This window comes from Sphaerisporangium rhizosphaerae (assembly GCF_042665155.1).
Classification (GTDB): Bacteria; Actinomycetota; Actinomycetes; order Streptosporangiales; family Streptosporangiaceae; genus Sphaerisporangium; species Sphaerisporangium rhizosphaerae.
On record NZ_JBHTCG010000011.1, the window covers coordinates 215,109 to 240,086 of the forward strand.

Sequence of the window (24,978 nt, forward strand, 5' to 3'; positions counted from 1 at the left end):
CCGGAGGTCCCCCCGGGAGGCGACGGACCGCCGCTCAGTCGACCAGGTCCGCCTGGTCGTCCAGCCCGCCTGTCAGAGGGAGCGGAGGCGCAGGGACGTCCGCGCCCGGGTACCGGTCCTCCTCCGCCGCCTCGGCGAGCGAACGGCCGACCCTCTCGACGTTCTCGACCGACTCCTCCCGCACCGCGACGCGCAGGATCGACCGGGCCCGCCTCAGCAGATCGTCCGGCCTCAGCATGAACAGCCCGACACCGGCGACGGCCGCCATCTCCTCGGCGAGCTCGTACCGGGGACCCCGCGGCTCGCCGCCCTCCCGCCGCCACCAGTCCTCTTTCAGGTCGCCGGTGACCAGAAGCACGTCCACGCGCCGGCGTCGCGCCTCGCGGAGCGTCTGGACCCAGATCAGGTAGTCGCCGGCCGCCGCCTCAGGGTCCTTGGCCGCGTCCATGTACCCCGGCGGGATTCTCGCCTGCCCGCGCCGCCGGGCCTCGGCCAGCGCCTCGGCGTGCTCATCCTCGCCCAACGGGGCGCCCACCCGGCCGCGCAGGATCTCCTCCAGAGCGCTGAGCACCCAGTCGTCGCTGGTGTTGCCGACGAACGCGGCGGCCTCGGCGTCGTCGAGTTCCCCCACCGCGGCGATCACCGTTTCGAACGCCCGGGAGAGCCCGTCCGTGAGTTCCGCGCAGCGCTCGTGCGGCAGATCGACCCGCCCGGCCCAGCCGCGCAGGACGCGAAGAGCGCCCTCCCGCCTCTGCTCCAGGTTCTCCGTGGTCTTGGCGGACTCGCGCGGGTCCGCCAGCACGGCCTCGCGGTTGCGCCAGAACTCCACCACGACCTGCCGGGGCACCCACAGGGTCTTCCCCAGGCCGCGCAGCACGTCCAGCAGGTCATGCCGGGTGCGGTCGTTGTACCGGTACAGGTTGAGCAGGACATTGGTGTCCGGCACCACCAAGCCGGTCGTGAGCAGGTCGCGATGATCCTGCTCGGTCGGAGTGCGGTAGGCCTCGAAGCCGTCGAACAGACCGAACGGCGTGCCGACGTCGGCGGAAGGCGCCTCGGCCTTCCCGGCGGTGCTCTCGGGAGTGGTCACCGAGCCATAATGACCCCCTGCCCGGCTCAGCCGCCGGTGTTCTGCGCGTACTCCTTCGGCTCGACGAGAACCAGCCAGTTGCCGGAGTTGTCGCGCATGACGGCCTCCACGCCGTACGGGCGCTCGGACGGCTCCTGGAGGAAGGTCACGCCCTTGGCGGTGAGCTCCTCGAAGGTCTTGCGGCAGTCGTCGACCCGCAGGCCGAGGCCGCCCATCTGACCCTTCTCGAGCTGGCGGCGGACGAAGTCGGCGGCCTCGGTGTCGAGCGGGGGGCCGGGCTTCATGAGCGTGACCTGCAGTTCGGGGTGGTCGGGGTGGATGACGGTGACCCAGCGGAAGTCGTCGCCCATGGTGACGTCGGCATTGGCGGCGAAGCCGAGGACGTCCACGTAGAAGTCGCGGGCCTGGTCCTGGTCGAGGCAGTAGACGGTGACGAGATTGACGTTCGTAATCATGCCGAGAAAGTTACTCCCTGCCCCTCACCAGGGACTTCTCCAATATTGCACAAATCGCGATCTTGCTCGCGCGGGGCCACGGTGCCGGCCGGATCGAGCGCTCCGGACATGAACAGGTAGCACCCGGGGACCGTCGGGGCCCCGTGGGCGGCCCACCGGTCGCGGTAGGCGCTCGGGCTCTCGCCGACCACCTGGGTGAACTTGGAGGAGAACGAGCCGAGGCTGGTGAAGCCCACGGCCATGCAGATCTCGGTCACCGTGAGGTTGGCGAAGCGCAGCAGATCTTGCGCCCGCTCCAGCCGGCGGCGCAGGACGTAACGGTTGGGCGTCTCGCCGTAGGCCGACTCGAAGCAGCGGACGAAGTAGAACTTGGAGATGCCGGCGACGGCCGCGAGCCGGTCGAGGTCGAGCTTGGACTGGTAGTGCCGGTCGATGTGGTCGCGCGCCAGCCGCAGCCGGGGCAGCAGTTCCACCGGCACCGTCCGTTCCCCCTTGGCGGCCACCCGCCGACACTAACCGACGGCCCCGACACTTTTCGTCATGGCAGGGTGCGGCCGGAACATCACCAGACGCGCACGCCGGTCGCCTGCGGCGCTCCCACCCTCGGCTGTTGATCGACTTCGACCGCCATGTGCATATACACAATTAATTGACTATGAAACGGGACAAGTAATCAACTGCGCGTTATCGTGATGCCATGTCGTTGCGCCACGCGGTGATGGCCGCGCTCCTCGAAGGCGAAGCGTCCGGGTACGACCTGGCCAAGGGGTTCGACGCGTCCGTGGCCAACTTCTGGATGGCCACCCCGCAGCAGCTGTACCGCGAACTGGACCGGATGCAGGTCGAGGGCCTGGTCCGAGCACGCGTCGTCCAGCAGGAACGCCGCCCCAACAAGCGGCTGTTCTCCCTCACCGAGGCCGGGCGCCGGGTGCTGCGCGAGTTCACCGCCGCGCCGCCGCGCCCCGGCGCGATCCGCGACGAGCTGATGGTCAAGGTGCAGGCCGTGGACGCCGGCGAGACCGGCGCCGTGCGCGCCGCCATCGAAGAGCGCATGGCCTGGGCCGAGGCCAAGATCGCCCGATTCGAACGGCTCCGCGCCCGGCTGCTCGACGGCCGCGAGGAGGAGGAGTTCCTCGCCCACGCCGAGCGCATCGGCCCCTACCTGACGCTGACGCGCGGCCTCGCCTTCGAGCACGAGAACGCGCAGTGGTGCCGGTGGGCCATGGCCGTGCTGGAGCGGCGCTCGGCCCCCGCCACCTGACCCGCCTTTCCCCGGCATCCCACCCGCGTTCCGTTTCTGACGATGAAAGTGGACTGATGAGGTACCTGAGATACGTCGCGGTCGGCGACAGCCAGACCGAGGGCCTCAACGACGGCGACGAGCGGACCGGCTACCGCGGCTGGGCCGACCGGCTGGCCGAACTGCTGGCCGCGCAGGAGCCGGAGTTCCGCTACGCCAACCTGGCGGTCCGCGGCCGGCTCGCCGCGCGGATCCGCGCCGAGCAGACCGGCGCCGCCCTCGCGCTGGAACCCGACCTGGTGACCGTCATGGCCGGGATGAACGACCTGGTGCGTCCCGGGTGCGACGCCTCCGCCGTCGCCGCCGACGTGGAGGCGATGCTGGCCGCCTTCACCGCCTCCGGCGCCCGCGTGGTCACCTTCACCTTCCCCGACGTCGCCGCGATCTCCCCGCTGACCCGGCACCTGCGCCCCCGGGTCGTGGACTTCAACCAGCGCGTCCGCGACGCGGCCCGCCGCCACGGCGCCCTGGTGGTGGACACCTTCCCCCACCCGGTGACCACCGACCCCCGGCTGTGGAGCCCCGACCGTCTGCACGCCGGCCCGCTGGGGCACGCGCTCATCGCGGCGGCGGTCGCCGAGGCGCTGGCCCTGCCCGGCAGCGACTCCTCCTGGACCGCCCCGCTCCCCCCGTTGCCTCTCCCGCCGGCCTGGCGCCGCGCCCACACCGAACTGACCTGGGCCGCCGGCTTCCTCGGCCCGTGGCTGGTCCGCCGCCTGCGCGGCCGCTCCTCGGGCGACGGCCGCACCGCCAAACGCCCCGACCTCCACCCCGTGTACGGCCCCGGCCCCGACCGTGCGGCGGAGCCACAACACACAGAAGGCGCTTGACCGAAGGCCTACGGGAGACGGCGGGACGAAGGCCGCCATGAACCGATCAGGCCGGACGCAGATCTCCACAGGATCTCGACAAAGGCCCCACCCGGTCGCCATGCCGTCCGTTCATGCTTGGCCGCATGCGCGTGAAGATGATCCTCCCTGCGCTCACGGAGGCGACCAGTCCGCTGTTCCGCCCGGTCAAGTACTCGCTGTTCCCCCCGCTCGGCCTGGCCACGCTGGCGGGTTACCTCGGGGACGAGGACGAGGTCACCCTCGTCGACGAGCACGTGGAGAAGGTCCGCACCGACGACGAGCCCGACCTGGTCGTCATCCAGGTCTACATCACCTCGGCCAGGCGATCCTACGAACTGGCCGACCACTACCGGGCCCGCGGCGCCCACGTCTGCCTCGGCGGCCTGCACGTCACCTCGCTGCCCGCCGAGGCCGCCGAACACGCCGACACGATCTTCACAGGGCCGGGCGAGGACACCTGGCCGCGGTTCCTGGCCGACTACCGGGCCGGACGGCCGCTCGCCCGCTACGACTCCCGGGAACGGACGCTCGCCGCCCTGCCTCCCGTCCGGCGCGACCTCATCAGGCGAGGCCGCTACCTGGTCCCCAACTCGATCGTGGTGTCCCGAGGATGCCCCCACGTGTGCGACTTCTGCTACAAGGAGGCGTTCTTCGAGGGCGGCAAGTCCTTCTACACCCAGACCGTCGACGCCGCGCTGTCCGAGATCGACCGGCTGCCCGGACGGCACCTGTACTTCCTCGACGACCACCTGTTCGGCAACGCCAGGTTCGCCTCGGCGCTGTTCGACGGCATGCGCGGAATGGGCAGACTGTGGCAGGCCGCGGGCACCGTCAAGTCCGTCCTGGCCCCCGACCTGCTGGAGAAGGCCGTCGAGTCGGGGCTGCGCAGCCTGTTCGTCGGCTTCGAGACGGTCAACGCCGGCAACCTGGCCGCCCAGCGCAAGTGGCAGAACATCGACCGCGACTACGACGCGGTGGTGCGGCGCCTGCGCGACCTCGGGGTCATGGTGAACGCCAGTTTCGTGTTCGGCATGGACTCCGACGACGCCTCGGTGTTCGAGCGCACCGTCGAATGGGCCGTCGGCCAGGGCGTGGAGACCGCGACCTTCCACATCATGACCCCCTACCCCGGCACCCGCCTGTACGAGCGGATGGCCGCGCAGGGACGCCTGCTGCACAGCGACTGGGATCGCTACGACACCCGGCACACCGTCTTCCAGCCGGCCCGGATGACCCCCGCCGAACTGGAGGAGGGCTACTGGCGGGCGTACCGCGACTTCTACCGGTGGAAATCGATCTGGCAGGGCGCGAGCGTCAAGCCGACCCTCCGCGGCCAGGCCAGGCACCTGGCCTACGCCGCGGGCTGGAAGAAGTTCGAACCCCTGTGGGACCTGCTCATCCGCGCCCGCCGAACCAACCAGGCCCTCCCCCTCCTCGAAGCCATCCTCTCCCGCCGTTCAGCGATTCGACCGACCCATGTCGGCATGCCCAGCGCTTCAGACGGCGGCGTCCGCTCCCGGTGACCGGACCATGTAGACGTCGATCGGGTCCTGCGTCTCCACGGTGAACCCGTGGCGCTCGTACAGCCGGCGGGCGGCGCTGCCCTGCAGAACCTGCAGGCGGACGGGCACGCCGTCGGCGTCGGTGCGGCTCAACAGGCCGCGCAGGACGGCCGAACCGAGCCCCCTGCCCTGGAGGTGCGGCGCGAGATAGAAGTGCTCCAGCCACCGTCCGTCCTCGGCCGGTCGCAAGGTGACACACCCCGCGAAAAGGCCATCGGCCGAGATGACCGAGGTGTACTGCGGGGTGAAGGCATCCCGCAGCCGCTGCCGCACCCGGTGCTCGTCGAACCGGCCCAGCCGCTCCAGATCAGGACGCATCACCATGGCCCGCAGCTCCGCGATCACCTCGACATCCCCCGGCTCCGCAGGCCGCATGGCCAATCCCGTGGACCGACCCGACTCACGGCCGGCCACCACTCCCCCGGCCGGCACCCCGTCCGCCCGCGTCCTCCCATCCACGATCGAATCATCTCAACAAGCCACCGCGATGACGCCACAGCGCTGCGAGATGACCGAACCGGTCAGGAATGGAGAAGCGCCGGATCAGGGGGCCTTCGTAGCCTGAGCCGCATGTGCACGATCCCTTACGCATCAAGGAGACAAGGCATGAAAGCACACGTCAGCTCGATTCTTCTCGCTGTCCGCGACATGGACCGGGCCAAGCGCTTCTACACCGAAGGGCTCGGCTGGAAGATCCAGAACGACTACGGCATCTCGGTGTTCTTCGAGTCGGACGGAGCCTCGCCCGTCGGCTTCTACGGCCGCGAGGGCCTGGCCGGTCAGGTGGGAACGAGCCCGGAAGGCAGCGGCTTCAGCGGGCTCGTCCTCACCTACGTCGTCCGCAGTGAGGCGCGGGTCGACGAGATCCTCGCCGAGGCCGAGAAGGCGGGCGCCACGATCCTCAAGCCCGCCGGCGCTCTGCCGTGGGGCGGCTACGGCGGCACCTTCGCCGACCCGGACGGCTACATCTGGAGCCTCGGATACAGCGCCCAGGGAAAGGACCAGCCCTACGCCGAGTAGCCGCCGGAGGTCGCGGGGCCGTGGTCGAGCGTGTGCGGGTGCTCACTCGGAGAAGGTGAACAGGCGGTAGCGCGTCACCGTCTCGAAGCCGATGTTCCGGTACACCGGTTCCCCTTCGCTGCTCGCCTGGAGAGTCGCGACGCGCCGGCCGGACTCGCGGATGATCCGGAGCGCCTCCCGGGTCAGTGCGGTCGCGATCCCACGGCGGCGGTACGCCGGGTCGGTGGCGATGCAGTACAGGGCGCCCACGTCGCCGGTTCCGAGCGAGACGGTGCAGGTGCCGACGGTCTCACCGTCGACGATGCCGGCGAGGCGGATGACGTCCGGGTAGCTGAACCTCAGTTCCCGGTCGACCACCAGGTCGAGGTCACCCTCGAGGCCGAGGGGGCCGGCGTAGGCGTACACGTAATCGTGCACCTCGGAGTCGCCGGCCGCGGGCCGGATGGTCAGCCCCTCCGGCATCCGGGCGTCGCGAACGGTCGTCACGTCGATCGCCATGACCGGCATGTCGCTGATCAGCTCGCCGCCGCGAGCGGCCAGGCCGTCGGCGGTGCCCTCGTCGCTGTCCGCGCTCACCCACCAGCTCCACCGGGTGCCGGCCAGGTGCTTCTTCGCCTTCTCGACCGCCTGGTCGAGCGGTTGGTCGCATACTCGCAGCACTCCATTGAAGAGCACGTGATCGACGTCGGTGCGGTAGAGGGTCAGATCGGTGTCGGGCCGGTCACCGGCCCAGCCGCACCAGAACCGCCGGTTGGCGGCGAGCTGCGGTTCCAGATCATGGATGGAAAGTGTCGTCATACCCTCAGGACTTGGGGCGGCGGGCGAAAGTTCGATCCGGCGGACCACCGATTTCCGGACAGGCCGGGCGCGGCGCGTGGAGCAGGCGCACCTCGCTCACCAGCCCCCTGTTCTCCCGCAGCAGGAAGGTACCGCCGGGCGGGCAGTGGTCGGGGTCTTCCGGCGGGTTGACGAAGACGTTCTCCCACACCGTGATGCCACGCCCGGCGACCAGCCCGGTCAGCCGGGCGAGCACGCCCGCGTCGTAGTCGCGCCGCATCACGGCGAACAGCGACGCCAGTCCGGTCAGCCGCGCGCCGCTGGGCCACCAGATGGTCACATCGTCGGCCCAGCGTCCGCTCACCTGGCCCAGCGGCACGCCGTTCACGATCGCGGACAGGATCGTCGTCGCCTCATCGCGGCGTTCGGCGACCAGGGTCGCGGCGCTGTCGTGCCGCTCGTCCCGCACCCGGGGCAGGACGACGGCGAGCTGCCGCCGCGCTTCGCTCAACCGGCTGCGCACGGTGCCGACCGGGATCCCGCACAACATCGCGATCTGCTCGTAGGAGTTCTGAACCGTGAAGTAGCGCAGCAGCGCGACGGTCCGCGCGGCCGGCGAGAGCTGCTGGAGGCCGTGCCAGATCCAGTCGCGCTGGGCACTTCGCTCGACGTACGCGGCCGGGTCGTCCAGCTCCGGGGCGAGGAGATCCATTCCGGCCACACCGACCGGGATGGGCCTTCGTGTAATCAGCATCGTGCGGCAGTTGTTGCGGACGATCGCGTGCAGCCAGGGTCGCACCGCGGCGAGGTCGCGCAGTTCACCGATCCGGCCGAACGCCGTGATCGCCGCGTCCTGGCAGGCGTCCTCGGCGTCGGGCCCGTAGCCGAGGATCCGATAGGCGACGGCCAGCATCCCGGCATAGTGCTGCTCGAACAACTCGGCGAAGCTTGCGCGATCGCCGAGCTGGGCGGCCCGGACCAATGCCTGAGTCTCCCATTTCGATTCGAGCGACGGCATGGCACGACTCTAATCCGCCCGCTGGACAGGTTCTTCCGCGTCACGAACATGCGTTCGATCATTCATCGCCCAGTCGTCAGCGCGAGAGTCGTCGCATGCGACTCAGCGTAGGCGGCCCTTGCCTCACAGTCACTCCGATCACTCACATTTGAGTACTCTCTCTTGACCTTGAGAGGATGCTCGTGTTTGAGTACTCGCATGCGAGCGACACGCCTTTTCATTCTCGGCGCCCTGGCCGACGACGGCCCCATGCACGGGCACAAGATCCGGGCCGCCGCGCAGATGGACCGGGTGGAGCTGTGGGCGGACATCAAGCCCGGATCGTTGTACGGCGCGCTGCGCCGGATGGCGGACGAAGGCAGCGTCGAGGTGGTCCGCACCGAACAGGAAGGCAACCTGCCTGCCCGCACCGTGTACGGCATCACCGACAAGGGCCGCACCGAGTTGGTCTCGCTGATCAGATCCATCCTCGCCGACACCAGGCTCCGGCCGGATCCGATCCAGGTGGTGCTCCTCCACGGCGGCGCGATCGGCCCCGGCGAACTGCACACGGCCATCCAGCAGCGCCGCGATGCCTACGCCACGCAACTCCACTTCTGGCGCACCTTGCGCGTCGAAGCCCAGCCATACCTGACCAGGCTGGAGGCCATCGCCTTCGACTACACCCTGATGCGGCTGGAGACGGAGCTGACCTGGCACGACCGCCTGCTCACGGAACTCGCGGACACGGCCGAGCCGGCCTGACGGCACGGGCACCGCGAAAAGGCGCCCTCTACCAGAAAGCGAAAACCAATGTCACCTGGGCGTTTACACGTCGCCGTCATCGGCGGCGGCGTCGGCGGGCTCTGCTTGGCACATGGCCTGAGGCAGGCCGGCGTTGACGTCACCGTGTACGAACGGGATCTCACTCCCGACTCCCGGCTCCAGGGCTTCCGGCTCAACATCGAGCCGGCCGGGAGTCTCGCCCTGCACGCCTGCCTACCGCCCGCGCTATGGGAGGTGCTGGTGGCCAGCGCGGGCGACCCTGGGCCTGGGATCGGCTTCCTCGACGAGCGGATGCGACCGCTCGTCCGCATCGGCCAGGACGGCCGGGTCTCAGACCCGCTGGACCCTGCGACCGGCCGGCACGCGGTAAGCCGCGTCACACTGCGCAAACTGCTACTGGCCGGCCTGGGGGACGTCGTCCGCTTCGGCAAGGAGTTCACCGGTTTCACCCGGGTGGACGACGGGACGGTCACGGCGAAGTTCGCCGACGGCACCACTGCGACCGCCGACGTGCTCGTCGCGGCCGATGGCGCCAACTCCCGGGTGTGGGCGCAACTCCATCCCTCGGCCGGCCGGACCACACTGCCGGCGACGGCCGTCGCCGGCAAACTCTTCCTCACCGAGGAGAACCGGCGATGGCTGCCGGAGCGGCTGCTCGCCGGCATGAACGTCTTCTGGCCACAGCAGGACTTCCTGTTCACCGCGATCTTCCGCAGACGCGAAGACCCGGCGGCGATCACCGCCAGGCTCGGTGACCGGTTACGGGCGCTCGGACTGGAGCCGGAGCAACTGCTGGCGAACTCGCATGACGACGACTACGTGTTGTGGGCGTTCATCGCGCACCGTGACTCCCTTCCGGGCGACTTCACCACCAAAGCCCAGGCCGACCCGGCCGCGGTGCGGCAGATGCTGGCCCAACGGACCGCCGGGTGGCATCCCGACCTGCGCCGGTTGCTCGCCGAATCGACACCGGACACCCTCTACCGGACCGCGTTCACCGCCGCCGAACCACTCCGACCGTGGAAGACGGGCAACGTCACCGGACTCGGGGACGCCGTCCACCACATGCCCCCGGTCGGCGGACTCGGCGGCAACACGGCGCTGCGCGACGCGCACCGACTCTGCGCCGCGCTCACCGCGGCCGACCGCGGCGAGGAGCCGTTGCCACAGGCGTTGCACGCCTACGAGGCGGACATGCTGCGCCACGGGTTCCGCACCGTCCGCGACGTCGTCAGGAACACCAACGCCGCGATCATCCGCAACCCTCTCAAGCGGTCGGCGACCCGCTGGTTCTTCCGCACCTGCGGAGCCATCCCACCCCTCGGCCGAGCGGTCTTCGGAGAGCGCTGAGGGGGTAGTGGGCATCCGACTGATCGCGGATTTCTAGGTATTGAAGCGAGAGGCCGTCACGCTTCCGAGTCCATTACTCCCCCCGTCTGTCAGGTACGCGGTTATCCCATCGCCGTGGAGGTTGATCCACGAGTAACGGTGCTCGGAGGTGTCCTTCGCATAGATGAATTCGGTGTACACGGCGCCGGTTTTCACGCCGTTGAGGCTGGCCATGTCGGCGTACACGTTTCCCCAGTCCTGTCCGTACCCCTGGCGCACGTGTACGCCATCCTTCCGGAAGCCGATCCATCCGTCGTCAACGCTGCTCCCCTGCACCCATTCGGTGTGCACCCCGGTGAAGGTGGCCTTGTCTGCCAAGAGAGCGCCCCGATCCTGCGAGTCTCCTGTCCGCCGTACGGTCACCCCGCCCTGCAGGAAGGCGATCCCTCCCTCGCCGCTGTTCGGCCCCACTACCAATGGGGTGATGACGGCGACCTTGGCGGTGAGGGATTCCAGGACAGGGTTGCGCACCTGAACGGTCGTGGTGAGGACGTGTTCTCGCTTGGGCGTGGTGCGGGAGGTGGCGACCAGGGTGTAGGTGGTGGCCCGCTTGGGGGCGTCGTCGGCGGCCGGTGACCAAGAACCGCCCGAGAGGTTGGTCGCCTGCCCGTCCGGGAACAGGATCTTGTAGTCGAAGTCGTCGGACCCCTCCCAGCGCAGCGTGATGTCCGCTCCGGCGGCCACCATGGCGTCGTCCGCGCGGAAGTCGCGCGGCGCCGGGATCTCCTTCGGGGCGGTCTTCACCACCGCCAGCGCGGCCGAGCGATCATCGAGGCGCAGGTTCCCTCTTTTGGCATTCTCCTTCACTCCTAGCACGGCCAGTCCGGCGGTGGCGGCTACGGTGATGTTCTCCAGCGTCAGCACCAGGTGGTCGCCGGGCGCGAAACTCGCACCGGCGGGCGCGGTGACCAAGAAGGCGTCGGGGTCCTGCCGCTGGACGTCCACCGGCTTGGTGCCTGACGAGGTGGTGTACCGGCCCTGGGCCGTGACCGTAGTGATGTTCGGGGTGAGGTGGCCGGCGCCGTCGCCAACGGGCACCTGCACCCGGAACGTTCGCCAGGAGACCGATACCTGCCCGGTGTTGGTGACGACCAGGTACACCGTCCCCGTGGACGGGGAGCGCCCGGCCGCTGACGCCTCCAGGGGCGCCGGGTCCGTGAGGAGGGTGTAGGTCAGCAGGGTCATGGTCACGACTCCTTCTCTTGCAGGACGGCGCACACCGATGAACGGCGCACAACGAAAGGACCGGGCCGGACAGGCGGTGACACAGGAGATGCATCCGGGACCTGACGCCTGTGCCCCGCCACAGAAGTTCGCCTCCCTAGATCCAAAGCGCCGACATAGGGGCATTACAAGAGCACTAAAGGAGGCCAATCGGCGATATTCTCACCGTCTTGACAAACATTCGGACGACGTCTCACCGACCGCCCAGCACCACCGCGGCGGGGTCCTCGCGGCATCCCATCCGGGCCTGGCACAGGGGCGACGATGAAACGACGTGAGGCCGTCGCGAGTGACCGTTCAGGTCATCGCGACGGCCTCACGGGCCAGCGCATCCGACGCCTCCTGGCACCTCGACCCGCTCGTCGAAGCCGCGGAGGCACTCGATCTGGCATCCGCCGCATACGCCGTCCGCTGGTCGGCAGCCCAAGCGCTGTCCTCCGTAGATCACGAGCGTGCCCTGGATCCGCTGCTCCGCTTTGGCGCCGACCCGGCCTCGGACGTGCGATGGCAGGTCGCCGCCGGCGCATCACCCGCCGGACTCTGTCTGCTCCCGGACGAGGCGGTCACGGTACTGCTGCGGCTCATGTGCGATCCGGACTCCAGCGTTCGGGACTGGGCCACCTTCACTCTAGGAGTGCAATCGCGCAACGACACCGCGAAGATCCGTGACGCTCTTGCGGACCGTCCGGACGACACGGATGGAAACACCGCCGGCGAGGCGGCCGTGGGACTCGCCATCCGCCACGACCCAAGAGTGCTCCCCGTGCTCAAGGAGAAGCTCACCAACCTGGAGGTGGGAAATCTCTATCTCGAAGCCGCGGAGGAACTCGGCGATCCTCGCTTCCTCCCCCACCTGCGGCAGCTCAAAGAGCAGGGCTGGGGAATCGACACAGGGGATGCCTTCTACCTCGACAACGCGCTGCAAACCTTGACCGAAGTGGAGTCGGGCTAGGTAGGGCCGTCATACAGAGCGGCTCATGACAGTGGCCGAGTTCTGGCTCTCCTAAGCCCCCGCTGATGGCAGCATGTCACGACATGGAGATCATTCCTGGCTGTGGCGTGGCCTTGGCCAAGATCGGTGAAGCTCGGACGGACGTCGAGGGCCGCGTCGGGGAACCAGTGCACGGGCCAGGCGACACGAAGGCCGTCTACTCGACCACGCCCATGCTGGTCATCAGCTACACGCCAGACGACACTGTCGAACTCGTCGAACTCGCCTACAACGGCCAGGGAGGCGAAGAAGTCTTCTTCGACGGCGTTCAGCTGACCTTCCGGTTCATCGACGATGTCGTGGCGGACCTGACGGCAATGGGATACACGAGCGTCCCATCAGACATCGGGTTCGACTTCCACGCCGGCTTCTCCGTCTGGTCCATGGACTCACTGTGGGCCCAGGACCTGGATCCCGACGCCACCGAGGACGACGAGAGATCCGTGTCCGAGGGCGTATCCGTAGCCCCGTTCTCCTACTTCAGCCAATCCTGAAGCTCTGGTCTCTCTCGTAGGCCACTGCTGAAACAGCGTAGAGCCGCCGTGGTGACTGCTGGTGTCACCGCGACGGCCCCAGAGGTTCGCTGTCAGGACAAGCCGAGGAGGATCTTGACGGGGCCGATGGCGAAGTAGATGACGAAGAGGGCGGCCACCAGCCAGAGGAGGGGGTGGACCTCGCGGGACTTGCCCTTGACCAGCTTGATGAGGACGTAGGTGATGAAGCCGGCGCCGATTCCGTTGGAGATGGACTTCACTATCAGATTGGGTAACGATCGGTGCATGACATGGAGCCCCCGCCGTGTCGGCGGTCGCACAGAGTTGGACATCGTCCCTGACCAGCTTGTTTGGGCCTTGTACGCCCGTGAGTCCCTCGATGCCGACGGCGAGGAAGAGCAGGTGGACAACCAGCTCGATGACCTCCGCACCTTCGTCGGCGAGATGGGCGGGAGGATCGGCAAGGAGTACGCCGAGAACGACACCTCAGCCTTCAAGAAGGTACGGGTCCCCCTCGAAGACGGCACTGTCGCGTTCCGCGTCGTCAGACCCGTGTGGGATGAGGTGCTACGCGAGTTGCGCAAGGGCACCTACAACGCGCTCGCCCTCCCGAACATCGATCGCGGCATGCGCGACCCTCGTGACCTCGAAGACCTGATCGATCTTGTCGAGCACTTCGGCGTGCTGGTCGTCGGCATGACCGGCTACCTCGATCTGACCACAGACGCAGGCATCGCCATGGCCCGCAACGAGGTCAACCAACGCAACCTCGAATCCCGCAACCTCTCCCGCAGGATCACGGCGGGCAAGCGTCGCGCGGCGCTGAAAGGGCGTGCGATGGGAGGCCGGCTGCGCCCGTTCGGCTGGCAGGACAACAAGATCGATATCAACCCCCGCGAAGCCGACCTCATCAGGGAGGCAACGGCACGCATCATCGCCGGAGTCAAAGCACGCACGATCGTCCGTGAGTGGACCGAGCAAGGCGTACCCACCGTCGCCGGGGGCCAGTGGAGTACCCGCACCATAGAGCAGATCTTCACCAGTCCTCGTCTCTGCGGTATCCAGACGTACAGAGGAGAAGTACTCAAGGACAAGGACGGCCAGCCGGTACGGGGTGTGTGGCAACCGATCATCACGGAGGAGCAGCACAACGCGCTCATCCAGGTACTCAAGACCTACAAGCGCGACTACGGGCGTGACGGTCGTGGCCATCCGACCAAGTACCTCCTCTCCCCCTTCGTCCGCTGCGGCAAGTGCAACAACCGCATGCGTGGCGGCATGCGCCCCGGCACAAACGGCGTCAAGACGGCCATCTACGCGTGCCGCGACAAGACAGAGGGAGGATGCGGCGGCTGCGCTCGCATCGCTGAGAAGGTGGACGAGTACATCACGGCCCTCGTGATCGCAGACCATCAGCGCGTCCAACTCCGCGAGATCGGCGAACTGCCGGAGTGGGACGGGGAAGACGACCTCATCGCAGTCAGAGAACAGCTCCACGAGATCACGGCCGCTTACAAGGAACGACGCATCAAGGGCAGCCGGTACTTCACGCTCCTGGAGGAGTTGGAGTCCGAAGAACGTCGCCTCGAAGCCGACCAGCGCAGGCATCAGACAGCACGCGTGCGACGGACCGAGGGAGTCGTGAACCTGGCTGAGAAGTGGACGGACCCAACGTTCACGCTGGACCAGCGGCAAACCGCGATCGCACAGAGTCTCCAGGCTGTGGTGATCCACCCAACACGCCCAGGACAGCGACAGTTCGATCCGAACCTGATCGAGCCGATTTGGAAGGAAGATCGAGGTCCGCGTCAGTGACGACGGCAGAGACAACGAGGCCCCTGGCTGCGAGAGCCAGGGGCCTCACCGGTTCCTCAGAGGTCGTCTTCATCGATTTCCAGTTGATAGATCCGGGCCACGCGTCGCGCCCACTCTCGAGAGCGTGGCGGCGCGTGCTTCATTTGGTCTTCGGCCCACTCTTCTGGAGACGGAACGCTTCTTCTCTCGGGCTTAGTCGTTGGGACATCACCTCCCTTCGCCGTCACCTACAGTGATCGTCCACGTGTTCGTCCATGGACGGCTGTGCGGCCCTTTACGTGCAGGCGCGCGCGTGGACGTGGACGATTACCGACTGTCAACTGTCAGGCAGTGCGCGCCAGCGTCCCCGGCTGACTTGAGCGGCGCGGCCGGAGCGGGCGTGTTCTCGTAGCCGGTAGTAGACCCATGAGCGCCCCATGCCGGTCCGGCGCATCAGGTCATCGATCGAGAGCCCTTCTGCGGGGGCGTCGCGGAGAGCCACCCACAGCGTGTTCTCGGCGTCCTGTGACGCTGCCTGGTGTACCTCGCATGGGACGGCCGATGAACCGCTGAGGGTGCCTCTGTCGGCTTCCATGGGGGCAGTTTCGAGGGCGGCGACGGAGATGTCATCGAGTGGCGGACGGTTGGAGGCGTGCCGGATGGCGGTGCGCTGAACGGTGTCGTCGGCGAGCAGGAAGGTACGGGCGCGGCGGGGGATGTCGTGTTCCGGTGCGCTGACGAGGAACTTGCCGGGGGCGTTGAGGGTGTGGGAGTGCCAGCCGGCCTTGAACATGCCTTGTCCGAGGATCAGGTCCACGTCTCGCCGTTCCCGTACGCGGAAGGAGATGCGTACGTCCATCTGTGAGCGCACCGCGCCGTGCCCCATGGCCTTCTGGGAGGGGCGTTGTGTCGCGGCTACGAGGGTGACCGCGACGGCGCGCCCCCGTCGGGCGATGGAGTCGGCATGCCTGACGGCTTCCGGTGCCTCGTCGACGAGTTCGGCGTACTCATCGATCAGGATGACCAGAGCGGGCGCGTCAGGGCGTGGCTGCCAGACACGTTGCCCCTGCTGGGCCAGCATGTCAGCGCGACCGTCTAGGACGGCTACGGCGTCGCGCAGCAGTGCTTGGGCTTCCTGGGCGGTGGTGGCGAGGCGGTCCAGGCAGGATGCCCACGGGAGGAGTTCCATCCCGCGTTTGAGGTCGATGCCCCAGATGACGACGTCCGGGCAGGCGGACAGGTCGGCAAGGATGACGTTGACCCCGCCGCTCTTACCGGCGCCGGCCACGCCACCCACCAGGGCGTGACGTCGTAACAGGGACACCCGTACCGGGCTCCCGTCCTCGAACAGCCCCAGCTTGACGGGTTGGCTGATGGAGCTGACGGAGGGACCGGGCCAGGCGATCGCGTCGGCGTGCGGGTCGGTCTCGATGACCCGCAGTTCCATCCGGTTGGCGCGTTCGGGCACAGGTTGGACGCGTGCGGCTCCCCGCCGCGTGCCCAGAGCCGACTCAAGCGCGGGGAGCTTGGACACGACCTCTTCCACCGTCTGCCCGCGCGCCAGAGCTACCCGGGCGCGGTAGCCCCACAGATCCACGACCGCTGACTGAATGCGAGAACCGGCCAGGCCGACGGCCTGAGAGATCTCCGGCCACGCTGCGAGCGTGCGTTCCACGCGTACGCGGGCACGGCGGCGGCGGTGTGCCCACCATGGGAGGCCGGCGACGAAGGCTCCCATGGCGAGCACGTGAGGGAGTGGCACGGTGAACGGCCCTACGGCTGTCGCGGCTGCGGTCCATCCTCCGGCGAGCATCACGGTCACCGCGGCGTAGCCGCGTTCCGCGGGACGGGTCAGGTTCACCCATCGGCCGAAGAACGCGAGCGCCCACGAGGTCAGCGCGGTGAGGATCAGCACGGTCGGCCACCATGTGGCGTATGCCGCGTGGAGGATCGTCCCGCCCGTCAGGATGAGGAAGGTCATGGTGAACGGGGCGAGTTCGGAGCGGTAGCGCCACATCGCCCGACCGATGGTCACCAGGGCGATGGGTGCGAACTCCAGGTCATCGGACAGGATCATCATCGGCTCGATGCCGTCGCGCCGTATGCGGCGGGCGTTGCGGCGCAACCGGTGCCGAGAGTGCCGGTGCCTCGTCATCCGGCCTCACCCCGCCCGACCTCGTCGGCGTGTTGTGCCGTGAGTTCGTCTCGCAGGTAGAAGAGCGGGTCGGCTTCGCCGTCGTGGTGAGCGGCCAGGGTAGCGCGAGCTGCGGCGATCATGTCGGCGCGCTGCCGGCGGACTCGGGAGAGTGCGGCGTGGAGTCTGGTGATCTGCGCTGCGAGGGTGAGCGTGTCGTCCAGTGCGATGGTGACGTGCTGCCAGATGTCGGCAAGGGTCAGGGTCGTGGAGGAGAAGGCGGTGATGAGCTGTCGGGCGGTGCGGTTGCGGTCGATGACCTCCTGAAGCGCCGGATCGGGATATGGGTGGACGTGGGCCACCAGGCATCAACTCCTTGGGTCGGGGACAGGGTCAGGAGCTGGTGAGCCAGCTCAGGACGGCGCTCACCGCGCGCCGGATGTCGGGGGCGACGACGGTGGCGGCCAGGAAGAAGCCGAACAGCAGACACGTGATGGCCTGCCAGAGTCGCAAACCCAAGTAGCGCCAGGCGATGAACACGACCGCGCCCAGGAGCACCACCAGGGGAATCGACACCGTCACGGGGACCTCACCTCCTCTCGTCTTGTCGCGCGGACAGTCGGCGTTGCACCAGGTCAGATGCCGTCGTGATATGCCTTCCGGCGGTGCCAGCGAGCACGGGCGCGGCACTTTCGACACCGGACTGTGCCGGGGTCGGTGAGCGCGCCGCAGGGGCAGCGGCGGTCGAACAGACGGGGGATGCGCAACTTGTTCACCTCCTCATGTCGCAGAAGTAAGGCGGTGCTCCGGTCAGCGGCGGACATGGACGCCGACGAGACGGCGCGTCGCGCCGTCGATGGAGGTACGGGGCGCACCTGACAGGCTCATGTGCCGGTCAGCCCGGCGGATGCTCGCGGACATCGCGAGGAACCAGACCAGGCCGGCCACAGCGAGGCCGAAGGCAGCAAGCAGGATGGTCAGATACGCCATGGGGATCACTTCCTTTCGCCGTCGGAACCTTGCGAAGCGAAGGTAGGTTCGGCGGAAGGGGCGCACCCATCACGAGGTGAGATTCTGCGGTGAGATCGAACAGATCATGCGGTGAGATAACCCGCAGGTAGAAGGGCTGATCAGACGCGAAAATCCCCCGGAAGAGCCAGGGAAGGAGCGGGTGAGCGCTCTGGCTCCGCCGGGGGCGGCTTCGGAGATCACATACCGGAAAGGGTCTACGCCGAGGGTGGCGGTTGTCTCTGATGGAACAGTTCTAGGAACTCAATGACCTTTTCACGCGCCCGCTTGTGGGCGGCTTGCTCCGAGGGCAGCCGTTCGATCGGCTGTGATCCTTTGGGACCGGGCAACTTGCAGTGCAGTTCCATCGGGCGGGAGACCACGTCCAAGGTGAAGGCGCGAACCCCGCCGACCATGCCGTGCCTGAATGCGAAGATCTTCGGCGACTGCACCCACGTGATCTGTGGTTCATCCATCGCCGGACCCGTTGTCTGCGCTCATCCGTTGCTCTGGGATCTGTGAGATGACTTCCAGTCGTTCTGGCATAGCCGCCGGGAGCCACTGGTCCCGCACCATCTCCCAGTAGAGGAGGGCGATTCGCTGCGCCGCCGAGTCCGGGAGGGTGATCGGGGAGAAGGCGTAGACCCTTCGGCCCGTGCTGTCGGAACAGCGTCCGGTCCACCAGCGGAAGTGTGGCCCGTCGGGCCCGTACTCACACCAGACCACCAGGCCACACCGGACGGAGAGCGCTGCCACTCTCTCACCGGGATGGACATCAGCGGTGATCCCGTGGCTCTCCAGAGCTTGGGACAAGCGTGATGCGGCCAGGGCGACGGGAGAGTCGTCTTTGGGCTTTTTGATCATCTCTTCGCGTCTCCATGCGTCGGGACCGCTACCGGCCTCGACGGGTCGCGCTCAACTGATTACCTTGCGCACTACCTCATTCGCGGAGATATGCCCCATTGGCCTCCCTGTTTGGCTCTGACCTGCGTCTTGCCTTGAGGAGAGGTTTCCAAGCAAAGGGCTTTCAGCTAATCTCGCCGTGATATCTCACGGTGTGATGGACTTAGCGGTACCGAACTTCCGTGTAAGCGGATAACCAGAGGAGCGGAACGCGCGCCATGGCGATGGACCAGCGCAGCATCAGAGACATCCTCGATGCCGTTTTCGCACGTCAGGACATGGACGACGTGTGCCGGCGGCGCGATGTTGGGGGCGTTATCCGCATCCTTGCCAAGTTCGGGATCACCCAAGGACAGATCGCCAGCCTGACCGGAATCACTCAGGGCCGTATTAGCGAGTACAAGACGGGGAAGCGCATCCCGACCGCAAAGTCTACATTTGAGGCGTTCGCTGATGGCTTGGGCATGCCTGCACACCTGCGTCACCATCTGGGGCTTTCTCCGATGAGTGAGAGCACTGGTGCAGGCGGTGCTCAAGTGATCAGTGGCGAAGGCCAGATCGCCACAGACACATTCGACTTGCAGCTCCTAGCGGAAGAAGTCGGGAAGCGGGGTGACGCGTTGAAACGCCGTGAACTGCTCGGCATGATCGCGCGACTTGGTGCCACTACAACACTCGCCCAGAACGAGGTATGGGAACGGCTCTCCTACGCCTTGACCAAGCCGTCCGCCCTGGACGAAGCGGTGATCCGTGAGATGGAGGCACGGTCCGCCGGCTTCCACCGCCTCGAAGAGATCATGCCCGCGAGCAGCATCTACAAGGGTCTCGCCCTCCACCTCAGAGAGGTAGGGACGATCCTCAACGGCACGGCCACCGACCCCAAAGACGAGCTGAGACAACGCCTGATCGTCGTGGCAGCGGAGAGCAGCGTCCTGGCCGGCTGGATCGCCAGCGACATGGGCAGCCCGACGACCGCCCGCAACTTCTACACCACTGCCGAGCGAGCCGCCAAAGAGGCCAACGACCCCAGCATCATCGCGTGCGCCTACGCCTACCGCAGCTACATCCCCAGCGCCAAAGGCTCCCACGGGCGAGCGAGAGCACTCCTGGCAAGCGCGTTAGAGGTACTTCCCCCGTCCTCTTCCCCGGGCACGATGTCATGGCTCGCCGCACGGCACGCGGAGGAGAGCGCGGCACTCGGCGACAAAGAGAGCGCCGTCCACTCCTGGGCACGCGCCGAAGAAGCCTTCAGCATCTCCGACCCCGAGGAAGACCGCGTCTGGACTCGCTTCCTCGACCAAGACCGCTTCGACTCCTTCCGCATCGCGACCTACTCACGCATAGGAAGACTCAACGAGGCCGAAGAGATGGCACATGCCGTCATCTCGCGACTCCCTCAAGTCGAGCGCAAGCGAGCCGCCATCATCCTCGCTGACATGGCCACAGCCCACCTCGTCCAAGGGTCCATCGACGCCGCAGCCAAACTTGCAAGAGACGGCCTCGCAGCAGTCAGAGAAACCGAATACGCCCTCTGGCTCCCAAGATTCGAAGTCCTCGCAGAAGCTTTAAGACGCTGGCAGACCCAACCAGTCGTCCGAGCCTTCATGGAAGACCTAGCTATGACGAAGCGTCAGTTCTCCGCGTCTCATGGCTGATCCAGGCCAGATATTGGGGGCTCCCCGCGATGATATGCATAGCGATAATCTCAGGGGTATCGTAGCTGTGGTTCGCTTTTATATGCGTCTCGAGAGTAGGAAATAGGGCAGCTGTTGTCTTGATGAGTAGCTGCCACTCTTGAGCGTCCTCCATCTGTCCTTGCCACCAGTACACGGAGCGGATGGGTCCTACTATCTGCACGCAGGCAGCCAGTCGCTCGCTAGCGATGCTCCGCGCGAGCTTCACCGCCTCTTCCATGCTTGGCACTGTCGTTATAGCCTGCAAGTATTCCGACATCGCCCACTCTCTCAACCATTCCATCTATGAGACGATTTCACCACCGTATGCTCGTTCACCGGCGGCGTACGAGCCACCTAGGCTATCGCCTCAACTTCCAGGCAAGCCGTTATTATGCTGAATCGAATCCGTCTCGACAATGGAGTCGCGACAGAAATCACTGAGAATCTGGAACAAAGACTATCACCCCGCTTTTCGTACCCGGAGGAGGTGGCTTGACAACCTCGACTCCTGCGCTAATGAGTAGCCCTTCAGACGTAGAATCACTGCTCCATAGCCAGTTGATGAGTGCTGCACGACAGAGAATACGCGCATTCTCGCTGATATCTCGATCTTTCGCGGACGTTTGATCCAGCCCCCACGAAGCGACCACACCATCATTTACCAGAAGGCGTTCTCCGTGCGTAATCTCACTTCGAGCCTCGTAGATTCGATCGAGTTGGGCGCCACTCGGCTCTCCAGGTGCGAACTTCTGCATGAACGTCTTGAATAGGGTACTTGGCCTGAAGTCGGGACTGACCCCTGACTGCGACGAACGATCGATATCCAGGCCAGCCACACACTCTATAGCGTTGATCAACGATGTGAAATACAGGGACTTCGAGTAGTCCCAGACGGTTGCAGCGGTGTGATACCAATAGCAGGCTCGCATGTATCGATCGCGAGCATCAGCACCCAAGGTGGAAAAGATATCCAACAATCGCGAGAATTCTGCCGGGATCGCCAGCGTATCACCTGCATAGCTTCTTGTGCTGTAGTAAATGTTCGACTCCACCTCTGCCAGTGGGGGAGAGTCGTCGACAGGGAAGTCGTCGACGATATAGGTGAATTTGGGGATAAAGTAGCCTTCATTTGCCCAGGTTGAGGCTACGGTCGACCCCTGACGCACCAAGACCCAGTGCTTTCTCGAAGAGTTTGTCGACGAGGTGATACGGGTTGATAGAAAGAGGTTGAACAGTAGGGCGAGTTCCCGCGCTCGCCTCACGTAACGCATCTGTTCGATAACGAAATTCGACGATCCCCTAAATGTGATATCCACAATGAACGGGTGTTCGGCCATTAACTCCTCAGGGCGTGGAGCTTCGACCGGGGCAGGGACAATGCGAAGGCCACCTCCATGACGCCACTGACCTTCGACAGGCTTCCCGCTAAACATTGTCCAGCGCACGATTTTCTTATCTGATGGGCTCAAGATTTCTCGTTCTATGGCCTCCTGCATCCTACTTTTGATTTCGGATGTCATGGCCGGCCCCGCTGTGGCATCAACTATCTTGCCGTTACGGTAATGTAAGCTGAGTGCCCAATCATCATTCTGGGTGCGATACTCAACTTCTTGTGTACGGAACTGCGCACATCTGGGAAGTATCGATCCAAGAACTATTCTCAACTCCTCGTCATCAACTTGTCCAACGTGGAGTTCTGGTGCAACTGATTTCTTGGCCACTATCTAGCCTTTCATGCATTTCCGATAGAGGTTGACCGATCACTCAATTTCTGAACCTCCTTCGAGGGTTCTGATCGCTCGATCATTTGAGCCGCGGGAAAACCATCCAAGAGTCCCAGCGTCACCTTGTATGAAACTCCGGCGACGTCTCTTAGCGAGATGGTCCAACGATCGTGTGCCGCATCATGAGTGTCGGAGACAACTTCTACCAAGTCTTCACCTCCGGGGGGTGCATCGAGGCATCCCCTTGCAAGATCAAGGTATCGAGTCTCGATGATCCATTGCGCCCAGGCAATGGCGCTCTCTCGGTCGAACGATTCATGCCAACCATCACCCGGCGGCTTCATTGCGTAGGCGCGGTGTCTTGCAATCATCTTCTCGAACAGCTTCATCGTTGCGGCTGCGATCACGCCGTCTACGGTTGATTGAGCGATGAAAAGCGTAACTTCGTGAAAGAGACCGCCGTCGGCTCCCCAACTACCTCTACCTGCACGTTCCTCGATGGCGTGGTTAACGTGATCAGGCCGAAGGTAGGCTCTCTCAACCTCATCTCGGACAAATCGGGCTTCGCTTCGAGGGAGCGCTACAGTCAAGAGCCACACTCGGGAAGGTGATGAGATCAACCACTCCTTCTCCGCAACGCATACCGTGACTCCAACGCAATCGTTCGCTGTCTCCTGTAATACTTCCAGCACAGCACCTCCAGACGCTGACGACTCAGCGTTGCCCCAATTCTGTCGTAGATTGGGGAGGTGTGCGCTGTTATGCGGAAAAACAACGCTATACCACATAATGCAATCAATAGCCGATCGATCAAGTGCGTGGACTCTACCTCCTCATGACACTCACCCCGCATTACGCACCCTAGGCCGGGGCGTCGCCCGGCTTGGTACGGCGTCGCCTCGGTCAAGATCGAGGAGGCTCGGACAGGTGGCGGGAAGCCAGTGCACGGGCGAGGCAACACGTAGGCCATCTACTCAATCACGCTGTAGGCCATGGCTAAACGACGTGGGACCGCCGTGGTGATCGTTGATGTCACCGCGACGGCCCCAGAGGCTCCTGTCGGTCAAGACAGCCCAAGAAGTATCTTGACCGGGCCTATGACGAAGTAGACGACGAACAGGGCGCTCACGACCCACATCAGGGGGTGGACCTCGCTGGCCTTGCCCTTGACCAGCTTGATCAGGACGTACGTGATGAACCCACTACCTATTCCGGTAGAGATTGAGTAGGTGAAGGGCATCAGGACGATGGTGAGGAAGGCCGGGATGGCGATCTCGTAGTCGTTGAAGTCGATGGCCCTGATGGCGGTCATCATCAGGAAGCCGACGACGACGAGGGCCGGGGCGGCCGCCTCGTAGGGGACGATCTTGACCAGCGGCGACAGGAAGGCGGCGAGCAGGAACAGGGCGCCGGTCACGACGCTGGCCAGGCCCGTGCGGGCGCCCTCGCCGACGCCGGCCGCCGACTCGATGTAGGTGGTGTTGGAGGAGGTCGACGCCGCGCCGCCCGCCGCGGCCGCGATCGAGTCGACCAGCAGGATCTCCCGGGTGCGCGGCAGCGTCCCCTCCTCCGACACCAGGCCCGCCTGGGCCCCGACGCCCACCACGGTGCCCATCGTGTCGAAGAAGTCGGTGATGAGCAGGGTGAACACGAACAGCACGGCCAGCACGGCGCTGATCTTGCCGAACGACCCGAACAGGCTGAACTGGCCGATCAGGCTGGTGTCGGGCACGCCGATGATCTGATCGGGCATCGCCGGGACGACCAGGCTCCAGCCCGTGGGGTTCTTGCCGCCCATGGACGGGCCGACCTTGGCGATCGCCTCGACGATGATGGCGATCACGGTGGTGCCGATGATGCCGATCAGGATCGCGCCCTTGACCTTGCGGGCCACCAGCAGCGCGGTGATCAGCAGGCCGATCACGAAGACGAAGATGGGCCAGCTGGTCAGCGCGCCGCCGATGCCGAGCTCCAGCGGCGTACCGGCCGCCTTGCGGACGAAACCGGAGTCCACGAAGCCGATCAGGGCGATGAACAGGCCGATGCCCACGCTGATCGCGGTCTTCAACTGGCTTGGAATGGCGTGGAAGACCGCCGTGCGAAAGCCCGTCAGCACGAGGATCGTGATGACGATGCCCTCCAGGACGATCAGGCCCATCGCGTCCTCCCACGACATCTGGGAGGCGATGCCGAAGGCCACGAAGGCGTTCAGGCCCAGGCCCGCGGCCAGCGCGAACGGCACCTTGCCGACGAAGCCCATCAGGATGGTCAGCACACCGGCCGTCAGGGCGGTGGCCGCGGCGATCGCCGCGATGTTCGCCGAGCCGGTGCCGTCGCCCAGGAACTGGCCGTCGGCATCCTTGGCCCCGCCGAGGATCAACGGGTTCAGCACGACGATGTACGCCATCGTGAAGAACGTGGCCAGGCCGCCACGGATTTCACGGTCAAGCGTCGAATGTCGTTCGGAGATCAGGAAATAGCGGTCGAGCCAGCCGAGCAGTCCGGCCGGCCGGGTCACAGGTGCGGTTATCTCGCTCACGCGGGCAGATTGACAGGCGGTATCACAGTCGGAAAGACCCCTGAGGCGCTCGTGGTCCGAATGAGACCAACTTGTGTGCAGTTCGGATTCGGAAGGAGGTTATCCGACCCGCCGAGCCTGGTGGAACCGTGTCTCGCCTAGTACTCCAGTGACTGTTCGTGATCTCGCTGGTTATGGGGGCATGGGTACGGCCACCGCGTGATCATCAGTGGTTGTGAAGACATCCGAAGATCATGCGATGGCCGCGGGCCTCAGCGTAGACCC

Annotated in this window: 28 protein-coding genes; 10 read left to right on the forward strand and 18 right to left on the reverse strand. The window is 65.9% G+C overall.

The window, feature by feature from the left end; genetic code table 11:
- Positions 1 to 34: 34 nt before the first annotated feature.
- The 3 genes from ACFQSB_RS19065 to ACFQSB_RS19075 are packed head-to-tail and all read right to left on the reverse strand — an operon-like array spanning position 35 to position 2,048.
- The gene (locus ACFQSB_RS19065; protein ID WP_380828047.1) at positions 35 to 1,090 is read right to left on the reverse strand and encodes a PIN-like domain-containing protein; all 1,056 of its coding nucleotides are present in this window, start codon (positions 1,088 to 1,090) and stop codon (positions 35 to 37) included.
- 26 nt (positions 1,091 to 1,116) lie between these two features.
- Positions 1,117 to 1,545 (reverse strand): VOC family protein, encoded by a 429-nt coding sequence (locus ACFQSB_RS19070; protein WP_354845454.1) that lies wholly within the window; start codon positions 1,543 to 1,545, stop codon positions 1,117 to 1,119.
- Positions 1,542 to 2,048 (reverse strand): helix-turn-helix transcriptional regulator, encoded by a 507-nt coding sequence (locus ACFQSB_RS19075; RefSeq protein WP_354928490.1) that lies wholly within the window; start codon positions 2,046 to 2,048, stop codon positions 1,542 to 1,544. The genes ACFQSB_RS19070 and ACFQSB_RS19075 overlap by 4 nt, the downstream gene beginning before the upstream one ends.
- Before the next feature lie 194 nt (positions 2,049 to 2,242).
- On the opposite strand from ACFQSB_RS19075, the gene ACFQSB_RS19080 reads away from it, so the two are divergent.
- The 3 genes from ACFQSB_RS19080 (at position 2,243) to ACFQSB_RS19090 (ending at position 5,219) form a co-directional block, all read left to right on the forward strand.
- A complete protein-coding gene (locus ACFQSB_RS19080; RefSeq protein WP_380828049.1) occupies positions 2,243 to 2,806 on the forward strand; it encodes a PadR family transcriptional regulator in 564 nt (187 codons plus the stop codon).
- Positions 2,807 to 2,862: 56 nt separating this feature from the next.
- Positions 2,863 to 3,675: an SGNH/GDSL hydrolase family protein gene (locus ACFQSB_RS19085; protein WP_380828051.1), complete on the forward strand. Its 813-nt coding sequence runs from the start codon at positions 2,863 to 2,865 to the stop codon at positions 3,673 to 3,675.
- A 125-nt stretch (positions 3,676 to 3,800) separates the two neighbouring features.
- Entirely contained in the window at positions 3,801 to 5,219 is a 1,419-nt protein-coding gene (locus ACFQSB_RS19090; RefSeq protein WP_380828053.1) for a B12-binding domain-containing radical SAM protein, read from the forward strand.
- Here ACFQSB_RS19090 and ACFQSB_RS19095 read toward each other — a convergent pair.
- On the reverse strand, positions 5,193 to 5,633 hold the full coding sequence (locus tag ACFQSB_RS19095) for a GNAT family N-acetyltransferase (protein WP_380828054.1): 441 nt from the start codon (positions 5,631 to 5,633) through the stop codon (positions 5,193 to 5,195). The two genes, ACFQSB_RS19090 and ACFQSB_RS19095, sit on opposite strands and share 27 nt — an antisense overlap.
- Positions 5,634 to 5,864: 231 nt before the next feature.
- On the opposite strand from ACFQSB_RS19095, the gene ACFQSB_RS19100 reads away from it, so the two are divergent.
- Positions 5,865 to 6,278, forward strand: coding sequence for a VOC family protein (locus ACFQSB_RS19100; RefSeq protein ID WP_354845437.1), 414 nt, complete (start codon positions 5,865 to 5,867; stop codon positions 6,276 to 6,278).
- Between the two features lie 42 nt (positions 6,279 to 6,320).
- Here the strand turns inward: ACFQSB_RS19100 and ACFQSB_RS19105 are convergent, their stop codons facing one another.
- Together ACFQSB_RS19105 and ACFQSB_RS19110 are read right to left on the reverse strand one after the other, a co-directional pair.
- A complete protein-coding gene (locus ACFQSB_RS19105; RefSeq protein WP_380828057.1) occupies positions 6,321 to 7,076 on the reverse strand; it encodes a GNAT family N-acetyltransferase in 756 nt (251 codons plus the stop codon).
- A 4-nt stretch (positions 7,077 to 7,080) separates the two neighbouring features.
- Complete coding sequence (locus tag ACFQSB_RS19110; protein WP_380828059.1) at positions 7,081 to 8,073, reverse strand: RNA polymerase sigma factor; 993 nt, start codon at positions 8,071 to 8,073, stop codon at positions 7,081 to 7,083.
- A 198-nt stretch (positions 8,074 to 8,271) separates the two neighbouring features.
- On the opposite strand from ACFQSB_RS19110, the gene ACFQSB_RS19115 reads away from it, so the two are divergent.
- Positions 8,272 to 8,817, forward strand: coding sequence for a PadR family transcriptional regulator (locus ACFQSB_RS19115; protein WP_380828061.1), 546 nt, complete (start codon positions 8,272 to 8,274; stop codon positions 8,815 to 8,817).
- A 48-nt stretch (positions 8,818 to 8,865) separates the two neighbouring features.
- Positions 8,866 to 10,188: an FAD-dependent oxidoreductase gene (locus tag ACFQSB_RS19120; RefSeq protein WP_380828063.1), complete on the forward strand. Its 1,323-nt coding sequence runs from the start codon at positions 8,866 to 8,868 to the stop codon at positions 10,186 to 10,188.
- Positions 10,189 to 10,221: 33 nt separating this feature from the next.
- Here the strand turns inward: ACFQSB_RS19120 and ACFQSB_RS19125 are convergent, their stop codons facing one another.
- Positions 10,222 to 11,412 (reverse strand): hypothetical protein, encoded by a 1,191-nt coding sequence (locus ACFQSB_RS19125; protein ID WP_380828065.1) that lies wholly within the window; start codon positions 11,410 to 11,412, stop codon positions 10,222 to 10,224.
- 328 nt (positions 11,413 to 11,740) lie between these two features.
- Here ACFQSB_RS19125 and ACFQSB_RS19130 point away from each other — a divergent pair, with 328 nt between their 5' ends.
- Both ACFQSB_RS19130 and ACFQSB_RS19135 read left to right on the forward strand, forming a co-directional pair.
- Positions 11,741 to 12,403, forward strand: coding sequence for a hypothetical protein (locus tag ACFQSB_RS19130; RefSeq protein WP_380828067.1), 663 nt, complete (start codon positions 11,741 to 11,743; stop codon positions 12,401 to 12,403).
- Between the two features lie 83 nt (positions 12,404 to 12,486).
- Positions 12,487 to 12,936: a hypothetical protein gene (locus ACFQSB_RS19135; protein ID WP_380828069.1), complete on the forward strand. Its 450-nt coding sequence runs from the start codon at positions 12,487 to 12,489 to the stop codon at positions 12,934 to 12,936.
- A 92-nt stretch (positions 12,937 to 13,028) separates the two neighbouring features.
- Here ACFQSB_RS19135 and ACFQSB_RS19140 read toward each other — a convergent pair whose 3' ends face one another.
- Entirely contained in the window at positions 13,029 to 13,196 is a 168-nt protein-coding gene (locus tag ACFQSB_RS19140; protein ID WP_380828070.1) for a hypothetical protein, read from the reverse strand.
- A gap of 25 nt (positions 13,197 to 13,221) precedes the next feature.
- Here ACFQSB_RS19140 and ACFQSB_RS19145 point away from each other — a divergent pair, with 25 nt between their 5' ends.
- On the forward strand, positions 13,222 to 14,751 hold the full coding sequence (locus ACFQSB_RS19145) for a recombinase family protein (protein ID WP_380828072.1): 1,530 nt from the start codon (positions 13,222 to 13,224) through the stop codon (positions 14,749 to 14,751).
- Between the two features lie 316 nt (positions 14,752 to 15,067).
- Here ACFQSB_RS19145 and ACFQSB_RS19150 read toward each other — a convergent pair whose 3' ends face one another.
- The 6 genes from ACFQSB_RS19150 to ACFQSB_RS19175 form a co-directional block, all read right to left on the reverse strand.
- Positions 15,068 to 16,885: a cell division protein FtsK gene (locus tag ACFQSB_RS19150; protein WP_380828074.1), complete on the reverse strand. Its 1,818-nt coding sequence runs from the start codon at positions 16,883 to 16,885 to the stop codon at positions 15,068 to 15,070.
- A complete protein-coding gene (locus ACFQSB_RS19155) occupies positions 16,882 to 17,226 on the reverse strand; it encodes a hypothetical protein (RefSeq protein WP_380828075.1) in 345 nt (114 codons plus the stop codon). Before ACFQSB_RS19155 ends, ACFQSB_RS19150 begins: the two co-directional genes overlap by 4 nt.
- Positions 17,227 to 17,257: 31 nt before the next feature.
- Complete coding sequence (locus ACFQSB_RS19160) at positions 17,258 to 17,446, reverse strand: hypothetical protein (protein ID WP_380828076.1); 189 nt, start codon at positions 17,444 to 17,446, stop codon at positions 17,258 to 17,260.
- A 228-nt stretch (positions 17,447 to 17,674) separates the two neighbouring features.
- Positions 17,675 to 17,854, reverse strand: coding sequence for a hypothetical protein (locus ACFQSB_RS19165; protein ID WP_380828077.1), 180 nt, complete (start codon positions 17,852 to 17,854; stop codon positions 17,675 to 17,677).
- A gap of 236 nt (positions 17,855 to 18,090) precedes the next feature.
- Complete coding sequence (locus ACFQSB_RS19170) at positions 18,091 to 18,348, reverse strand: hypothetical protein (protein WP_380828078.1); 258 nt, start codon at positions 18,346 to 18,348, stop codon at positions 18,091 to 18,093.
- Positions 18,341 to 18,736: a hypothetical protein gene (locus ACFQSB_RS19175; RefSeq protein WP_380828079.1), complete on the reverse strand. Its 396-nt coding sequence runs from the start codon at positions 18,734 to 18,736 to the stop codon at positions 18,341 to 18,343. Before ACFQSB_RS19175 ends, ACFQSB_RS19170 begins: the two co-directional genes overlap by 8 nt.
- Positions 18,737 to 18,993: 257 nt before the next feature.
- Between ACFQSB_RS19175 and ACFQSB_RS19180 the strand changes: the two genes are divergently transcribed.
- Positions 18,994 to 20,430 (forward strand): helix-turn-helix domain-containing protein, encoded by a 1,437-nt coding sequence (locus ACFQSB_RS19180; RefSeq protein WP_380828081.1) that lies wholly within the window; start codon positions 18,994 to 18,996, stop codon positions 20,428 to 20,430.
- Here ACFQSB_RS19180 and cutA read toward each other — a convergent pair.
- The 4 genes from cutA to ACFQSB_RS19200 form a co-directional block, all read right to left on the reverse strand.
- Positions 20,393 to 20,752, reverse strand: a complete 360-nt coding sequence (cutA, locus tag ACFQSB_RS19185; protein ID WP_380828083.1) for a divalent-cation tolerance protein CutA — start codon at positions 20,750 to 20,752, stop codon at positions 20,393 to 20,395. The genes ACFQSB_RS19180 and cutA overlap by 38 nt on opposite strands.
- Before the next feature lie 133 nt (positions 20,753 to 20,885).
- Complete coding sequence (locus tag ACFQSB_RS19190) at positions 20,886 to 22,172, reverse strand: hypothetical protein (protein ID WP_380828084.1); 1,287 nt, start codon at positions 22,170 to 22,172, stop codon at positions 20,886 to 20,888.
- Positions 22,173 to 22,183: 11 nt separating this feature from the next.
- The gene (locus ACFQSB_RS19195) at positions 22,184 to 22,582 is read right to left on the reverse strand and encodes a hypothetical protein (RefSeq protein ID WP_380828086.1); all 399 of its coding nucleotides are present in this window, start codon (positions 22,580 to 22,582) and stop codon (positions 22,184 to 22,186) included.
- Between the two features lie 656 nt (positions 22,583 to 23,238).
- Positions 23,239 to 24,714 (reverse strand): NCS2 family permease, encoded by a 1,476-nt coding sequence (locus ACFQSB_RS19200; protein WP_380828087.1) that lies wholly within the window; start codon positions 24,712 to 24,714, stop codon positions 23,239 to 23,241.
- Between the last annotated feature and the right edge of the window lie 264 nt (positions 24,715 to 24,978).

Excerpts from the sequence above, each read along its gene's own strand:
- ACFQSB_RS19115 (WP_380828061.1), top strand. The coding sequence starts at position 8,272 with ATGCGAGCGACACGCCTTTTCATTCTCGGCGCCCTGGCCGACGACGGC.
- ACFQSB_RS19105 (WP_380828057.1), bottom strand. The coding sequence starts at position 7,076 with ATGACGACACTTTCCATCCATGATCTGGAACCGCAGCTCGCCGCCAAC.
- ACFQSB_RS19100 (WP_354845437.1), top strand. The coding sequence starts at position 5,865 with ATGAAAGCACACGTCAGCTCGATTCTTCTCGCTGTCCGCGACATGGAC.
- ACFQSB_RS19145 (WP_380828072.1), top strand. The coding sequence starts at position 13,222 with ATGACATGGAGCCCCCGCCGTGTCGGCGGTCGCACAGAGTTGGACATC.
- ACFQSB_RS19125 (WP_380828065.1), bottom strand. The coding sequence starts at position 11,412 with ATGACCCTGCTGACCTACACCCTCCTCACGGACCCGGCGCCCCTGGAG.
- ACFQSB_RS19120 (WP_380828063.1), top strand. The coding sequence starts at position 8,866 with ATGTCACCTGGGCGTTTACACGTCGCCGTCATCGGCGGCGGCGTCGGC.
- ACFQSB_RS19110 (WP_380828059.1), bottom strand. The coding sequence starts at position 8,073 with ATGCCGTCGCTCGAATCGAAATGGGAGACTCAGGCATTGGTCCGGGCC.
- ACFQSB_RS19165 (WP_380828077.1), bottom strand. The coding sequence starts at position 17,854 with ATGGCGTATCTGACCATCCTGCTTGCTGCCTTCGGCCTCGCTGTGGCC.
- ACFQSB_RS19180 (WP_380828081.1), top strand. The coding sequence starts at position 18,994 with ATGGCGATGGACCAGCGCAGCATCAGAGACATCCTCGATGCCGTTTTC.
- ACFQSB_RS19085 (WP_380828051.1), top strand. The coding sequence starts at position 2,863 with ATGAGGTACCTGAGATACGTCGCGGTCGGCGACAGCCAGACCGAGGGC.
- ACFQSB_RS19080 (WP_380828049.1), top strand. The coding sequence starts at position 2,243 with ATGTCGTTGCGCCACGCGGTGATGGCCGCGCTCCTCGAAGGCGAAGCG.
- ACFQSB_RS19150 (WP_380828074.1), bottom strand. The coding sequence starts at position 16,885 with ATGACGAGGCACCGGCACTCTCGGCACCGGTTGCGCCGCAACGCCCGC.
- ACFQSB_RS19070 (WP_354845454.1), bottom strand. The coding sequence starts at position 1,545 with ATGATTACGAACGTCAATCTCGTCACCGTCTACTGCCTCGACCAGGAC.
- ACFQSB_RS19175 (WP_380828079.1), bottom strand. The coding sequence starts at position 18,736 with ATGATCAAAAAGCCCAAAGACGACTCTCCCGTCGCCCTGGCCGCATCA.
- cutA (WP_380828083.1), bottom strand. The coding sequence starts at position 20,752 with ATGGAATGGTTGAGAGAGTGGGCGATGTCGGAATACTTGCAGGCTATA.
- ACFQSB_RS19095 (WP_380828054.1), bottom strand. The coding sequence starts at position 5,633 with ATGCGGCCTGCGGAGCCGGGGGATGTCGAGGTGATCGCGGAGCTGCGG.
- ACFQSB_RS19135 (WP_380828069.1), top strand. The coding sequence starts at position 12,487 with ATGGAGATCATTCCTGGCTGTGGCGTGGCCTTGGCCAAGATCGGTGAA.
- ACFQSB_RS19090 (WP_380828053.1), top strand. The coding sequence starts at position 3,801 with ATGCGCGTGAAGATGATCCTCCCTGCGCTCACGGAGGCGACCAGTCCG.
- ACFQSB_RS19170 (WP_380828078.1), bottom strand. The coding sequence starts at position 18,348 with ATGGATGAACCACAGATCACGTGGGTGCAGTCGCCGAAGATCTTCGCA.